This window comes from Mesorhizobium sp. CA13, assembly GCF_020165235.1.
Classification (GTDB): Bacteria; Pseudomonadota; Alphaproteobacteria; order Rhizobiales; family Rhizobiaceae; genus Mesorhizobium.
In genome coordinates this window covers 198,627-215,438 of the sequence record NZ_JAIUHS010000007.1, presented here as the reverse complement: position 1 = coordinate 215,438, position 16,812 = coordinate 198,627, and the positions used below count along the sequence as shown (strand labels likewise).

Annotated in this window: 4 protein-coding genes; 2 read left to right on the top strand and 2 right to left on the bottom strand. The window is 65.3% G+C overall.

Annotated features, from left to right (window positions below):
• The first annotated feature begins 163 nt into the window (after nt 1-163).
• Nucleotides 164-1,600 carry an amidase gene (locus LB566_RS18340; RefSeq protein WP_224625407.1) on the top strand — a complete coding sequence of 479 codons (1,437 nt, stop codon included), beginning with the start codon at nt 164-166 and terminating at the stop codon, nt 1,598-1,600.
• A gap of 52 nt (nt 1,601-1,652) precedes the next feature.
• On the opposite strand, the gene LB566_RS18335 is transcribed toward LB566_RS18340, so the two are convergent.
• Nucleotides 1,653-2,651 carry a M24 family metallopeptidase gene (locus LB566_RS18335; protein WP_224625406.1) on the bottom strand — a complete coding sequence of 333 codons (999 nt, stop codon included), beginning with the start codon at nt 2,649-2,651 and terminating at the stop codon, nt 1,653-1,655.
• Between the two features lie 111 nt (nt 2,652-2,762).
• Nucleotides 2,763-3,326, bottom strand: a complete 564-nt coding sequence (locus LB566_RS18330) for an invasion associated locus B family protein (protein WP_140550575.1) — start codon at nt 3,324-3,326, stop codon at nt 2,763-2,765.
• Nucleotides 3,327-3,610: 284 nt separating this feature from the next.
• Here LB566_RS18330 and LB566_RS18325 point away from each other — a divergent pair, with 284 nt between their 5' ends.
• On the top strand, nt 3,611-16,714 hold the full coding sequence (locus LB566_RS18325) for a beta strand repeat-containing protein (protein WP_224625405.1): 13,104 nt from the start codon (nt 3,611-3,613) through the stop codon (nt 16,712-16,714).
• Nucleotides 16,715-16,812 lie beyond the last annotated feature (98 nt).

Sequence of the window (16,812 nt, the reverse complement as noted above, 5' to 3'; positions counted from 1 at the left end):
TCTCCCGAGAAGAACGGGAGGCGGGTCGGTAGCATCAGAGCGCTTTCCTTCTCCCCGTCGTTACGGGGAGAAGGTGCCGGCAGGCGGCTGAGGGGCGGCGCCAACGTTGGCCCGAAGCGATAGCTCGGGCGGCGGCGCAAGGCACAAAACCGGGAGGAGAGACATGGTCACCGACAGCCTGCTGAAAACCTATGCGAACTCCGATGCGCTGGATCTTGCTGACTTGGTGCATCGGGGCGAGGTTTCACCTGCGGAACTGGTCGAAGCGGCGATCACGTTAGTCGAGAAGCTCAACCCGGCGCTCAACGCGGTCATCCATCGCCTCTATGACATGGCGCGTGCCCAGGCGCAGACGGTCGACAAGAACGCTCCCTTTGCCGGCGTGCCGTTCCTGCTCAAGGAACTGGCCTCGTCCTGGACCGGCGCGCCGAACACCAATTCCTGCTTCTATCTGAAAGACGTGGTCGCCGATTTCGACACCGAAGTGGTCCGCCGCATGAAGGCGGCCGGGCTGGTGCTGGTCGGCAAGTCGAACGCGCCCGAAAACGGCTGGTCGATCACGACGGAGCCAAAACTCTACGGCACGACGAAGAACCCGTGGAAGGAAGGCATCACGCCGGGCGGCTCGAGCGGCGGCGCGGCGGCGGCCGTAGCTTCGCGCATGGTGCCGATCGCGGAAGCCAGCGACGGCGCCGGCTCGATCCGCATTCCGGCCTCCTGCTGCGGCATCGTCGGGCTGAAGCCGTCGCGCGGACGCGTCAGCCTGGCGCCGTTCGGCGACTATTGGTATGGCGGCGCGTACTTTCTCTGCTGCTCGCGCAGCGTGCGCGACACGGCGGCCTATCTCGACGCGGTATCCGGCGCGCTGCCCGGCGATCCCTATACGCCGCCGGTCCCCGACGCCTCCTGGCTCAGCCTGTCGGCCCAGGCGCCGAAGAAGCTGCGCATCGGCTTCACCGTCACTCCGCCCAACGGCACGGCCATCGACGCCGAAGTGAAGGCGGCGGTGCTGGCGACCGTCGCGGGGCTTGAGCGGCTGGGCCATGATGTCGAGGAACACGACATGCCGCTCGACGCGGATTCCGTGTGGGCAACCTACACCAACATGACCTGCGTGCAGACGGCCGCGACATTCGACTACCATGAAACCGTGATCGGCCGACCGGTGACATCGGGTGATGTTGAGCCCGTGACCTGGGCGGTCATCGAACGCGGCCGCGCCATCAGCGGCGTCAGGCACATCTCCGATGTCGAGCAGCTCAGGCAGGTCGGCCGCGACATCGTCGGCGACCTTTCGCCCTACAATCTCTTCGTCACCCCGACGCTGACGCAACTGCCGCGTCCGTTCGGTCATTACGACATGTCGGAGACCGACATCGACCGCTACAACGCCAAATGGACGGATGCGGCGTTCGCCTTCCCCTTCAACATCTCAGGCCAGCCGGCGATCTCCCTGCCGCTCGGCTGGTCGAAGGACGGCGTGCCGATCGGGGTGCAGCTCGTCGGCCGCTATGGCGATGAGGCGACCGTGCTGGCAGCGTCGGCGCAGCTCGAACGGGAGATGCCGTGGAGGGATAGAAGGCCGCCGGTGAGCGGCTAGGTGCGCGGAATGGAGGGAGCCAATACCCCCGTCGCATTCTACGGCGCCCCCGCTATCCAATCCTCTCCAGCCGCCTCGGCAGCCGATTCATGGCGACGGGCCCGTCCGGCGTGATCAGGAACTGATCCTCCAGATTGAAGCTCGCCAACCCGTCGATGTAGAGCGGAATCTCGAAGGCCAGCACCATGCCGGCTTCGACCAGGACATCGCTGTCGGCCGCGATGAACGGCCATTGCTCCGAGAATACAGACTGCCCGACACCGTGGCCGAAATGGCCGCGGCGCCAGGAGCGCAGGCCTTGCCGCGCCAGGCTGTCGGTGGCGACGCGGTGCACATGGCCGAGCGAATTTCCCGGCATGAGTGCCGCCAACCCGTCCTCGAAGGCGCGCTCGGCGATAGCGTGCAGTCCTGCCTGATCGGCGGAAGGCGGTCCGAAGGTGTAGTTGCGCGACATGTCGGAGGCGTAGCCGCCGACCGTGCAGACCATGTCGCATTTCAGCGGATCGCCTGGTATGGCCTTGGCGTCAGCGCCCTTGGCCCGGGCGCCGAGCGTCACATATTCCGCCGTCGCCACCGGATGGGACAGCCCAGTCGCAGCGTCGGAAACACCTTGCCGGTAGAGCGCGACGAGATGGGCCGGCCGCATGCCGGCCATCGCATCGACCTGCAGCCGCTCCAGCCCGGCTTCCGACAGGATGATGCCTTGTTGCAGGAGCTCGATCTCGCGTTGCGACTTGATCGCCCGCAGCCGATCCAGCACTGGCGAGCCGTCGACCATCCGGCACTGCGGCAGCAGCGCCTGCATGGCCGCGAAATCGGCGGCCGGAACAAAGTCGAGGTCGATGCCGAACGTTGCGCGCTCCAGTCCGAATTCGGCAAGCAAGGCTTGCAGCTGGCGTACCGAGCCGGCGAGATCGAGGGTGGCGGGCCGCGCGAAATCCGGCGCGCGGCCAAGCGAGACAAGGCCGGCCTCGATACGCTCCGCCAGGGGAAGGCCTTGGGCTGCCGTCTCGACCGGCGCGGATTCGATCCAGATCGGGTGCGAACGCACGACCGCTTCGGGCGCGGCGATCCGCAGCTGCGCGGCATTGAAATCCGCGACGACGACGCCGATCGGCAGGTCCTGCCGGGCCGGGATGACAACGAAGCCGGCGCCGGCGGCCTACTTGATCGATTCCAGCTTGGCGAGGGCGGCGGTGAAGCCGGCCAGCGAAACCGGGATGGTGACCGGCTTGCGGGTCACCGATTCCATGCCGATGTTGAGATTGGTTCCCGATTTCATCGCCTTGATCAGCTCCGGCGGCAGCGGCGTGGCGGCATAGGCGCCGTTCTGGTCGCTGGTCTGGATGGCGATCGTCGTCTTCTGGCCCTGATCGATCTGGTAGCTGGCGCCGGAGGGCAGGAACAGCCCGTGCGGCAGGGCGAGCAGCATGGCGAGGGAGCCATTGCCGTTGTCGCGGCGCACGGTCACGGTCAGCACGCGCTGTCCGGTCTTGGCCTCGGTCAGGTTCTGCGAAACCTGGCACTGGAGCTCGCTGTTCGCCGCGCCGCTTGAACAGTTCACCGCCCATGGATTGGCGTCGGCCGGCTTGGATTGAGCGGGCGGGGGCTGCGCCGGCTTGGCGTCCTCGGCAAGCGCCGGCGCGGCGACCGATGCGATCAGCCCCAGGGCGCCCAGTGTCGCGGTCAGATTTAACAGATTAGCACGCGCTAAAATGGCTGCCATGTTCTTTCATGCCCCGCATTTTTCTCGAAACGACAGGTATTTTCCTGCCGGCGGCTTGATACAATACTCCTGACTGTTCCGGAAGCCGCACCCCGGCGTGGAGAGCCGGCAAAATTACTGTTGCGGTATTGTCACAGGTAAGAACTTTACGGCGCAACAACAGCAGTCACGACGTTGGGGACTCGCCATACAATAGAATTCGCGCAAGAATTGGTGCGGGGCGAGCAGTCCCCAAAGGGCGGCCAGGGATGGGAACTACCGAGACGTCTCGGCAGGTTGGGGGCATGGCAGCGCGCGGGGAGGATTTCCGCGTGCCTGTGGCCTATGGTCGTTCGCGCTTTGCAAGGCATCTCTGGAAGACGACGGCGCTTTCGACGCTGGCGCTGGCGTTGTCAGGCGTGGCCGCCTATGGCGAGGACGCCCTCTGGCAGCCGCAGATACGCGCTATCGTCGGCGCCGACAACAATGGCGGCAACGCCGCGCTCGAAGGCTTCATCCCGATCAAGCAGACCGCCGAATCGGTGCTGTTCCTGGACGTCAGGGCCAAGCACGATTTCAAGGACGCGTTCGGCCAGGACGTCGGCCTGGGCATTCGCCGCATCGTCAATCCCGACCTGATGCTCGGCGGCTACGCCTATCTCAATGTCGAGAACTACAACTCCAACCAATTCACGTCAGCCACGCTCGGGGCCGAGGCCATCACCCCGCATTTCGACGCGCATGTGAACGTCTTCGTGCCGATCAAGGGCGACACGACGGACCATTCGGTATCCTCGACCCTGTCGATGGTCTCGAACCAGTTGATCGAGCAGATCTCGGTGCTCGACCATCGCGACTACGCGGCCTGGGGCATCGAGGGCGAGGTCGGCGCGCGGGTGCCGCTCAACCTTCCCGACAAGCATTCGCTGCGGCTCGACATAGGCGGCTATCATTTCGAGGATCCGCATGGCGATGACCGCGGCGTCACCGGGGTCAAGGCCGGCATCGAATATGAGATCGGCGATGTCTTCGGCACCGGAACGGCGCTGACCTTCACCGGCGAGGTGCGCAACGACAATCGCGACGACACCCAGTTCGCCGGCAGCGTGCGCCTGAGCATCCCGTTCAATCCCGGCCAAGGCGGCGCGGACAGCGGGCCGGAGCCGGTCTATCCGGTCAGCGAAGGCCTGCGCAAGCGCGTCAACGAGCGGGTGCGCGGCGACATCGGCGTCAGGATTCAGAGCCAGGAGCTGCCCGGCGGCTCGACGACCCGCGTCGCCATCAACGCCGCCACCAATGCCGCCTTCGGCAAGTTCTACTACGCCGATGGCGGCCTGGCCGGCGCCGGCACGCTGGCCGATCCGACGACGCTGGACGACGCGGTGACCAAGGCAGGCGCGGGCGGTTTCGTGGTGGCGCTGGGCGGCAATGGCAACATCACCACCACCGGCACGACGCTCGCAGACGGCCAGACCGTCATCGGCAGCGGCCAAAGCGTCACCGCGAAGCTGTTCGGCGGCGGCACCGGCACCTTCAATCTGGGCGGCAGCGACGGCACCATCCAGGGCACCGACGTCGCCAACAACGTGATCACGCTCGGCAACGGCGACACGCTGAACGGCATCACCATCACCGGCGGCGCCGACGGCATCTTCGGCAACAACATCACCGGCGCCGCGCTGACCAATGTCACGGTGACAGGCGGCGGCGGCAACGGCGCCGCCTTCACCGGCACCTCGACCGGCATCACCGGTTCCAATTTCACCGCAACCGGCAACGGCCTCGACGGCCTGCACATCGAAGGCGACGGCACCTACAATTTCGCCGGCACGACGCTGCTGCAGGGCAATGGTGACGACGGGCTCGATGCCAGCGGCCATGGCACCTATACATTCGCGACGCTCAACGCGAAGGACAATGCCGACCGCGGCATAACCGTTCAGGGCACCTCGACATCAGGCAGCTTCACCACTATCGGCGGCACCGTGTCGGGCAATGGCGGCGTCGGCGTCTTCATCGATCCGATCACCGCGCATGTTGTGCTGGATTCGATTACTCAGAGCGGCGGCACGTCGGGCGTCGTGCTCGATCAGGTGGCGGGCAGCTTCACCGTCAACGGCAGCACTACCGTTTCGAACACGTCAGGGCCGGCGATCGCCATTTCCGATTCGCCGGCGGCGATCCGCTTCGGCGATATCGATATCAGCGCTCCCGCCGGCGACGGCATCTCGTTTGCCGGCGTCAACGCGGCGGTTGTGGCCGGCAACATCGTCATCTCCGGCCTCGGCGTCGGCACCGGCCTCGACTTCTCCGGCAGCCATACGAACTTCACCGCGCAGTCGCTCAACATCGCCGGCACCAGTGCGGCCGGCTCGATCGGCATCGACCTCGCCTCGCCGAGTTCGGGCGGGGCAACGATCGTCATTACCGATGGCGGTGTGATCACGGGCGTCGACACCGGCGTGCGCTTCGGCAAGGCCGGCTCGCTCGCCAATTCGGCCAATGCCGAATTCAGCTTCGGCGGCGGTTCGATATCAGGCATCACCGCCTCGCTCGACGCGCGCGGCCTCAACCAGACGCTCGGCCACTACGCCTTCGGTTCGACCACCTTCAGCGGCCCGCAACTGTTCGACCAGCAGAACGTCATCTTCGTCGGCGCCGCCGCGACCGGCTCGGGCACCGGCTCCTCGCTGCTCGACCTCGCCTCGATCGCCACAGCCGATGCCAACACCGACGGCTCCGCGATCTTCGTTCTGGTCAATCGCGGCACGATCGACGACGCCGATGGATTCTCGCTGAGCGCCGGGCAGACGCTGGCCTCGTTCGGCAACGGGCGGACCTTCTCGCTCGGCGGCATCCCGGTCAACGTCACGGGCGACAACGTCGAGCACGCCAGCGCCGTCTCGGACGCCGCCGGCGCGGCGACGCTGACCAGTTCGGCCGGCGCGGACACGGTCACGCTGGCCAACAACACCTCGCTGCTCGACTTCAACCTCTCGAACGCCAATCCCGGCGGCAACGGCATCCATGGCAACAACGTCACCGGCGTGACGATAGGCGGCGTCAATGTCAGCGGCGCCGGCCTGAACGGGCTGCTGTTCGAAGGCGCCAGCAACGTCACGGCTAATAATTTGAGCTCGACCGGCAATGGCGGCGACGGCCTGCGTATCGACGGCGACGGCACCTATGCCTTCAACGGCACGACGGGGCTTTCGGGCAATGGCGGCAGCGGCCTGTCCATCACCGGCGACGGAAATTACGCGTTCCAGACACTGAACGCATCCGACAATTTCGACTTCGGCGTCAACGTTCTCTCTGCGGCCGGCACATTCAGCACCACGGGCGGCGCGATCTCTGGCAACGGCGGTGGCGGGGTCGCCATGTTCGGCGCCAATCTCGACGTCACGCTAACTAGCCTGACGCAGGACGGCGGCCTGTTCGGCGCCATACTCATCGGCGTATCCGGAAACTTCGCCGTTTCCGGCGCAACGACGGTCAGCAACGCCTCTCTCGGCGGCCTCGGCATCTTCGACAGCACCGCCGATTTCACTTTCGGAGCCGTCGACATCTCGGACATCACCGGCGTCGGCATCGACCTCCAGAATTCCGGCGGCGCGGTCACCTTCGGCGGGCCGGTCACCCTGACCCATATCGACAACCAGGGCATCCTCGCCACCGGCAGCGCCGGCACGATCACCTTTAGCGGCCCGGTCAACATGTCCGATCCCGGAGACGGCATCTGGCTGGAAAACAACACCGGCGCCGTTTCGTTCAGCGGCGCCGTCACCATCGACCAGCCGTTCGATAGCGGCATCGACGTCGTCGGCACCAACGGCAATATCAGCTTCGACGACATCGATATCACCGGCCTGTGCAATTGCTCCACCGCGCTCGACCTCTCGGGCAGCACCTCGACCTTCACCGCCGCCACGCTCGACATCAGCGGCAGTTCCGGCGGCTCCTCGATCGGCATCGACCTGTCGGGCACCAATGGCGGCTCGGTGAGCATCGGCGGCGGCGTCATCACCGGTGTCGACACCGGCGTCCAGATGGGCACCAACGGCCTGGTCGGAAGCACCGCCAACACGGCGTTCTCGTTCGGCGCGGCCGGCGGCGCGTCGATATCAGGCGTCATCGCCTCGCTCGACATGCGCGGCCTGCTCGCCGGCAGCGGCACCTATGCCCTCAACGGCACGCACCTGGTCGGACCGCAACTGTTCGACACGGCCGACGTCGTCTTCGTCGGCTCGACCAGCACCGGTACCGGCGACGGTTCCAGCGTCGCCAACCTGATCGATGCCGCAGCCGCCGACGACCTGACAACCAACGCCAACACGACCTTCGTGCTGGTCAAGACGGCGGCGGTGCAGACCACCGACACCGATGCCGACGGTTTCACGCTGGCCAGCGGCCAGTCGCTGGTCTCCTTCGCCAACGGCCCCATCATCAGCCTGGGCGGGCCGCCCGCCAACGTCACCGGCGCCGAGGTCGTCACGGGCGCGACGATGAGCGATCCGACGGGCTTCGGCGGCGCGACGCTGAACAACGGCGCCGGCAACACGATCGACCTCGCCAGCGGCAACACCGTCTCCAACCTCAGCGTCAACAGCTCGTTCCTGGCGATCGACGGCACGGCGTCGATCAACGGTCTCACCAGCACCGGCGTGACGATCCTGGGCGGGGTGATCGGGCTTTACCTCGGCAGCGCGTCGGGCGCGATCACTGTCAATGATCTGACCATCCAGGGGTCGGTGCCGAACGGCGTCGTGCTGGCCAACACATCCGCGACGGTCGACTTCACCGGCACCACCACGATCGCCGGCGGCAGCAACATCGCGCTGCTGGTCAATAATTTCGACGGCACCGCCAATTTCGCCGATCTCGACATATCAGGCGGCAGCGGTCTCGGCATCGCGATCCTCAACGGCTCGAGCGGAAGCCTGACCTTCGGGGCGGCCAGCTCCATCGCCAACACCGGCGGCGGCGCGATCGTTATCGGCAGTTCGTCGGCCGACGTCGCCTATGACGGCACGATCAGCCAGAGCAGCGCGGCGAAAGCCGTCAGGATCGACGGCACCACCGGCGGCCTGATCACATTCGGCGGCTCCATCACCTCGACCGGCACTGGCGGCCTCTTCGATATCGGGGAGACGATCGCCCCCACCGACACCGCGATCCGCTTCATGGGTCCGCTGACGGCGACCGGCGGCGGTGGCGCGTCGATCACCGGTCTTGGCGGCGGCTCGACATTCGAGGTCAGCAGCACGCTGTCGATCACCGGCGCGACCGGCGACGGCCTTTCGATCGCGAGCGTCACCAGCACCGCCAGCGCGGCCTTCGGCGCGGTCACGATCACCGGCGCTGGCGGCAACGGCATCGACATTTCCGGCAATGCCGGCCAGGTGAGCTTCGGCACGACCAATGTGACCATGGGCGCGGCCGCCAACATGGCCGGCATCAATTTCAGCGGCACCAACAACAACGTGAATTTCGGCACGACCACCGTCAGCGGCCTGGGCGCCGGCGCCAACCAGAAGGCCATCGACTTCGCCGGCTCGGCCACGACGGCCGGTTTCGGCCTGACGACCATCACCGGAAATGACGATGCGAGCTCGCGCGGCATCGACCTGTCCTCGACGACAGGCAACCGCACCATCACCTTCCTGACCGGGTCGTCGATCTCCGGCGCCGGCATCGGCGTCGACCTGTCGTCCGGCCAGACGACGGCGACCAGCGCCAATGCCAACTTCACCTTCGGCGACGGCGAATTCGCCGACGCCAACGGCCGCAATTCCACGATCACCGCGGCGGCGGGCAATTTCACCGTCAACACGGTGGGCCTCGCCGCGACCGGCAATTACGATTTCGACGACGTTGCCTTCACCGGCAACGCCAATCTGGCCAGCGCCGTCGGCGGCGTCATCATGGTCTCGCAAACGGGTGGCGTCATCAATGCCGGCACGAACGGGCTCAGCGCCGCTGTTACCACGGTCACGGTAGCCCAGGCCGATGCCATTGTCGGCACGCAGACCTTTGCCTTCGTTGGCACGGTCGATCTCAGCGGCACGCCGTTCACGCTCGATTCCGGCCAGTCGATCACCGGCTTCGGCAACGGCAACGCCATCACCACGACCGGCACCATCCAGCCGGTGAACGTGCAGGGCAATCTCGGCGCCACCGGCGGCGACGTCACCGGCGACGCAGGCGTGGTCAGGAGCACGGGCAGCGATACCCTGCATCTGCTCGGCAGCAATCAGGTGCGCAACACCGACTTCGACTTCACCGGCGGCAGTGGCTCGGTCTTCACCATCGACCAGAGCGCCGGCAGCTTCAACAATGCCGGCGGCATCGTCATCGAAGGCGTCAAAATCAGCAATGTCGCCGCCGGCCAGACGGCGTTCAAGGTCGCTGGCCTCGACACCAATTTGTCGATCACCAACAACAACGTCAACGTCGCCGGCACGCTGCTCGACGTCAACGGCGGCGCCGGCAATATCACCGTGACGCGCGGCACCTTGCCCAATGGCGGGCCGGCCGGCACGCTGACCGGCGGCGGCATCTCGATCGCCAATCACGGCGGCAATCTGATCAATTTCACGGACAAGGTGACCGTTGGCGGCAACGGCGTCTCGCTCACCAGCAATCTCGGCACAACCATCAACTTCACCGATGTGGGCATTTCCACGAACGGCGCCACGGCCTTCAGCGCCACCGGCGGCGGCACGATCAACGTCCTGACGGGTACGGTCAACGCCACCAACGCCCAGGCTGTGGCCCTCGACGGCATCACCGGCAACATCGATTTCGCCTCGACCAGCGCGACGTTCGGTTCCGGCAGCGGCATCGACCTGCAGAACCTCGGCGGCACGTTCAATTTCGGCACCGGCACGCTGACCAACACCGGTTCGGGCACGGCCTTCAATGTGGGCTCGGCCACCAATGCGAGCGGCGGCAACGCGAACATATCCTACGCCGGCGCCATCGTCAGCAACGGCACCGGCGCGGCAGTCTCGATCCAGGAATTGACCGGCGGTTCTGTGACGCTGTCGGGCAACCTGACCGACGCCGTGAATACCTCCGCCGGCGGTAATGTCGTCGTTGCCGGCATCGACAACGGCACGGCGGCGACGGTCACCTTCTCCGGCACGACCAAGCAGATCAGCTCGGGCGCGACGGACGGCGTCAATCTCGGCCTCTTGGGCAATTTCCCGACGGGTACGCCGGCGCCCAACACGAACGGCACGATCAACTTCACCCAGGGCGGCCTGGCCATAACGACGACGGACGGGACAGGCTTCGTCGCCGGCTATGGTGGTACTGTCAGCGTGTCCGGCGCCGGCAACACGATCGCCGCCTCAAACGGCAACGGGTTGGTCGTATCCTTCGCCGATGTGGGCAGCGATGGCGTCACCTTCGACAGCATCTCGGCGAAATCCAACAGCGATGGCGCCGGCGTCTTCCTGTGGGGCTCTGTCCTCGCTGGTGACGTCGACATCGGCGGCCTGAGAGATACCGGATACACAGGCGCCTCGCTGTTCGGCCTGAGCGGCACCGGCGAGGTTAATTTCACCGGCACGACCGATCTCGACGTCAGCTATACCGGGTTCGACATTGGTGGGCCTCAGGTAGGCACCATAAACATCGCCAATGTCGCGGGATCCGCCCTGACCATCGATGGCGGCCAGTTCGGCATCAGACAGAGCTCGCAGGGCGGAACCATAAACGTCGGCGTCAACGGCAGCGCCAGCATCACAAACACCACCCTTGCGGCCCTCAGCCTCGGCGGCGGCAATGACCTGGCCTTTACCACGCTGACCTACAACGGTTCGATCACGATCGGTGCCGGCGCGGTGTTGAGCGCCAGCGGCGACGGCACCCGTCTGAACATGAGCGGGTCAGTCAATTCCACCACGTCATCGACAGCCTTCGACTTCTTTGGTCATGCCGATGGCATATACGATATTTCGAGCACCATCGACCACAGCGGCGGCAAAGGTGTCGCTATCGGCGGCTCCGCCAACGGCACAGTCACCTTCTCAGGCACGTCGAAGAAATTCGACACCGGCGCCAACGATGCCATCGTCAAAGCGCCTGTATACGTAATGGACCCTCAGACCAAGGGCACGCTGGCCTTCACCAATGGCGGTCTCGTCATCACCACGACCAGCGGCGCCGGCTTCATCGCCAGCACCACCGGCTCCGGCACGGTCACCGTCAGCGGCTCCGGCAACACCATCACCACCACGACAGGCACCGCGCTCAAGCTCGACGGCGCGAGCGTCGGGGCGGGCGGCATCACTTTCGGCTCGGTTTCGGCCAATGGCGCGGCGACCGGCGTTTCGCTCAACAATGTCAGCGGCGGCGGGCTCGATCTCGGCGCGGTCGACCTGGAAGGCATCACCTCGCGCGGCGTCGACATTTCGGGCACGCTCGGCTCGACGTTGGACTTCGATAGCCTGAAGATAGGCCTCAATGCCCCGAGCGCGATCGGTCTCGATCTCAATGGCGCTTCGCTCGGCGCGAGCACCATCACGGCGGGCGATTTCGACGTCGACGGCGGCAGCTTCGCCGGCACGATCGGCATCGACATGGCCGGCACGACCGGCACCGGCACGATCCAGCTCGGCGACGCCGCCAACAACAATCCGGCGGGCCAGACCTCGACCATCGGCAATGTCGGCTATGGCGTCCAGTTCTCCAGCGCCACCAACGCCAGGCTGGTGTTCGGCGACGGCGCGGGCCTGGCCGAATCGACGATCGCGACCACCGGTGGCCAGGTCATCCACGCCACCGACACCCTGCCGACCAATGGCGACTACAATTTCAACGACGTCAATTTCACCGGCGACATTTCCAACCTGTCATCGTTTAACATCTACTATGTCGTCGAGGGGGGCACCGGCGACGGCAGCCTTGCCAATCCGGGCAGCTACGCGAGTGCTCAGACGTCCACGGCCAATGTCATCGTGCTGATCGACAAGAGCGTCGACGGCAGCCAGTCGACCATCGACATGAGCGGCACCACCTTCGATCTCGATGACGGACAGGTCCTGCTCGCCTTCAAGGACAACGACGCGGCCATCGATGTTTCGCAGCTCGGCGTCGACACCAGCAGCGGCGCGTCGGCTGCATTCCATTTCACCACGGTGCAGAACTCGCCGATCATCTCGGCGCCTGCCGGTATCGACACGCTGCGGCCCATCCTGCAGAGCAACAACGCCACTTCGGTGATCGACCTGGCGACATCAGGCAGCGGCATCTTCACCGGCGGCATCCAGAACCTCATCATCCGCAATACCGGCACCGGCGCCGGCATCTTCGGCAACGCGTCGGCCGCCTCCAGTTTCTTCCTCAGGAACAACGATATCACTGCCGGCGGCAACGCGCTCGACTTCTCCGCGACGGGCGCAGCGGCCAACACGCTTCTGCTGTCGATCGACGGCAATACGCTGGCATCCACCGGCTCCGCTCTGGCCGGGTCCTTCGTCGGACAGAACATCGACCCGGACCTGAACTCGATCGCGATCAGGTCGTTTGCCAACAACAAGGTGACCGGCGGCACCGGCGGCGGCATCGCCTTCACCAATGTCCGTTTCGATTCCGACGGCGCCGGCGGCTTCGTCAGCGCCGGCACGCTCGACATCGGCACCACTGGTGCGCGCGTCCAGGGGAACGGCCTGAGCCTCACGGGCACCAGTGGTACGCTCGATCTCGGCACCTTCACCGTTGCCAACAATGGCGGCACCGGCGTGCTCGTCGACACCAAGGGCCCGCCCGCCACTACATTCACGCTGAACAGCAGCGGCGGCACGGTCGATACCACCAATGGCGCGGCGTTCAATCTCGACCCGCTGACCGTAAACTTGACGGTGGCCAGCGTCACCGCCACCGGCGGCGCCAGCGGCGTCATCTTCGACGGCGTCACCGGCACCTTCACGGTCACGGGCGCGACGACCATCACCGGCACAACGGGCGCCGGCATCAGTTCCAGCGCCAGCAATCTCGCCGGCACCTTCAATTTCAACACGCTGACGGTGAACAACACCGCCTCGACGGGCGGCGGCATCGGCTGGGAGAGCGGCACGCTCAACATCGGCGGTCTCGCCAACATCGACACCGCCAGCGGGGCCGGCCTGTTCCAGGGCGGCGGCACGACCAGCTTCAGCGGCGGACTGACCATCGACACCACCACCGCCGCCGGCATTTCCGGCCCCGGCGGGACGATCAACATCCTCGCCACCGCTGGCAGCGAGACGGTGAATTCCACCAGCGGCCAGGCGATCAATCTCACCAATGCCGCCCTCGACATCGCGCTCGATTCGACGTCATCCGGCGGCGGCGGCAGCGGTGTCGTCCTGGTCAATGCCACCGGCGCCGCCAGCCTCGGCACCGGCACGCTGAGCGGCGGCAGCGGCACGGCGTTCAGCGTCGACGGCGGCACCGTAAGCACCACCTATGGCGGCGACATCACCCAAACGAGCAACGCGGCCCTGGTCTCGGTCTCATCGGGCCATACTGGCACGCTGACCTTCACCGGCACGCTGTCGGCGACCAACGGCACCGGTCTGCAATTCCTCGATGCGGACGGGAGCTACAATTTCAACGGCACCACGACGTTGAATGGTGGGGCCGCCGCCATCAATATCATCAGCAACTCGGGCGGCACGTTCAACTTCGGCACCGGCACCTCTATCACCAGCCCGAACAGCACGGCCTTCAACGTCGATACAAGCGCGGCGAACGTCACCTATAGCGGCAACATCACCCAGGGCGGCAATCTCGCGCTGGTCGCCATTACGGGCCACACCACGGGAACGATCACCTTCCAGACCGGCACGTTGTCGGCAACCAACGGCACCGGCCTGCAGTTCGACAATGCCGACGGCACCTACAATTTTAACGGCACGACGACGCTCGCCGGCGGCGATGCTGGCGTCGATATCACGACCGGGTCGGGCGGCACGTTCGGCTTCGGCACCGGCACCTCGATCACCAATCCGAGCGGTGTCGGTTTCCTTGTCAATGGCGGCACTTCAAACGTCACCTACAATGGTACGGTCGGCAAAACCCTGGCCGGCAAGATCGTCGATATCTCCGGGGTCACCGGCGGCGCGATCACTCTGGCCGGTAATCTTACCGCCAGTGGCGACTTGGACAACGGCATCTTCGTCCATAGCAACACGGGCGGCACGTTTACCTTCAGCGGTGCCACCAAGACATTGACCACCGGCACCAACACCGCTGTCGACCTGGCGACCAATACGGGCGCGACGATAAACTTCAGCAATGGCGGTCTTGCCATCACCACCACAGGCGGCATCGGCTTCAGCGCCACAGGCGGCGGCACGGTGAGTGTCACGGGGTCCGGCAACACGATTTCGACCGGCAGCGGCGCGGCGGTTAACATGGACACCGTCGCTGTCGGCGCCGGCGGCATGACCTTCGCTTCCACGAACACGAGCGCCGGCAGCGGCAGCGCCGTAATCCTCGACACCGTTACCGGCGGAACGGTCAACTTCGGCGGTGGCGCGCTGGTCGGCGGCGGCAGTGCCACGATCCGAATCGGGGACGGCGCCGGCAGCGCCAACACCGGCGGCACCGCGGCTTTCGCCTATGCCGGCACCATCACCAGCGGAACCGGCCGTGCGATCGATATCCAGGATCGCGCCGCAGGCGCCGGCAATATCACGCTGTCGGGGAACATCAGCCACAATGTGGCCGGCCAGACCGGCATCCTCCTGGACGACAACGCCGCCGGCATCATCACTTTCTCGGGCGCCTCGAAGTCGATCACGTCGGGCAGCGCGACAGCCGTCAACCTGACGGACAATGCCGGCGCGACGATCAACTTCACCAATGGCGGCCTGGTCATCAGCACGACCAGCGGCATCGGCTTCAACGCCACCGGTGCGGGTCCGGCAGCAACCACCGGCGGCACGGTGACGGTTCAGGGCACCGGCAACACGATCAGTTCGCCAACCGGTACGGCGCTCAATGTCGTCAACGCGACGATCGGAGCGAGCGGGCTGGTCTTCCGGAACATTTCGTCCACGGGTTCGAGCGGCAATGCCGGGATCGTGCTCGACAACACCGGCACGAGCGGCGGACTTACGGTGACGGGCACCGGCACGGCGGGAACCGGTGGCACGATCTCGAACAAGACCGGCGCCGATATCCTGACCGGCTCGGACGCCAGCGGCCAGACCACGTCCGGAACCAACGGCACCGGTATTTTCCTGCGCAACGCGGTGAACGTTTCGTTGACCAACATGCAGCTCAACGACTTCACGAACTTCGCGGTCTACGGCAACACGGTCACCAACTTCACGATGACCGGCATGACCATCAGCGGCGTCAACGGCAACAGCAATGCCGGTAATGTGGAAGAAAGTGCTGTCCGCTTCGACAATCTGCTCGGCAGCGCCTCGATCACCGGTTCCAAAATCAGCGGCGGCGCGTACGGCAACCTCGCCGTCTGGAACACCAGCGGCACGCTGAACCGGCTGACCATGAGCGGCAACACGTTTGGCCTGATCAGTTCAACCCTTGGCAACGACAACGTCGACTTCACCGTCTACAACAACGCAACCGCGAATGTGACGCTGGACAACAACACATTCTCCGGCACACGCTCCGACTTCTTCGAGGCGATCGCCAACAACAATGCGATCATGGATGTAGTGGCGACTAACAATACATTCCATAACGGCCAGACGATCATACCGGGCGGTGGCATCGCAATTTCGGTGCGCAGCGGCTCTGGCGGCAACACGTCCGCCGCAACCACCACCTTCAACATTGCCAACAACATTGATACCGATGGCGGTACCAACGCCTTCGGCACCGTCGGCATCTTCGTTGCAAAGGGCCAGGATCTAGGAACTGTGACCGGCAAGATCACCGGCAATCAATTGGTGGGCCAGCCGGGCTCAAATTCCGATGGCATCTTCGTCCGCGCCGCCGGTGCCAGCGGCACGCTGACAACGCTCATCCAGAATAACACCATCACCGGTTGGGGCAATGCCGGCATCCACCTGCAGAACAACGATGGCAGCGCGACGATGAACGCCTCGGTGTTCGGCAACAGTGTGACTGCCGCGGGCGTTGCCTTCCCGTATTCTGCATTCTTCGCGGACAATGGCGCTACGGCAACAGATACCGGCACGATGAATCTTGTGCTTGGCGGTACCTCGGCAGGGCAACAGAATACTTTCACGGGCGGTGCCGGCGCCGTGGCGGACGTCAGTCTTGGCAATCTCGCCACGACAACACTCAACTTGTCGCGCAACGGTTCGGTTGCCGGCACCGCAGATGGCGTGGTTCAGGACGACAATGTCGGAACGCCAACCGTCAACATAATCAGCAGCCCTGTCACACTGGTGGGTACGCTACCGCCAACGCCGCCATAATCGAAGGTCGTCAGCCGGACGGCTGACGCACCTGGGATTTCAGCGCAGTAGACCTGTCAGGATGGTGCGTCGACTATGGTTGATACAGCGATGCGCAC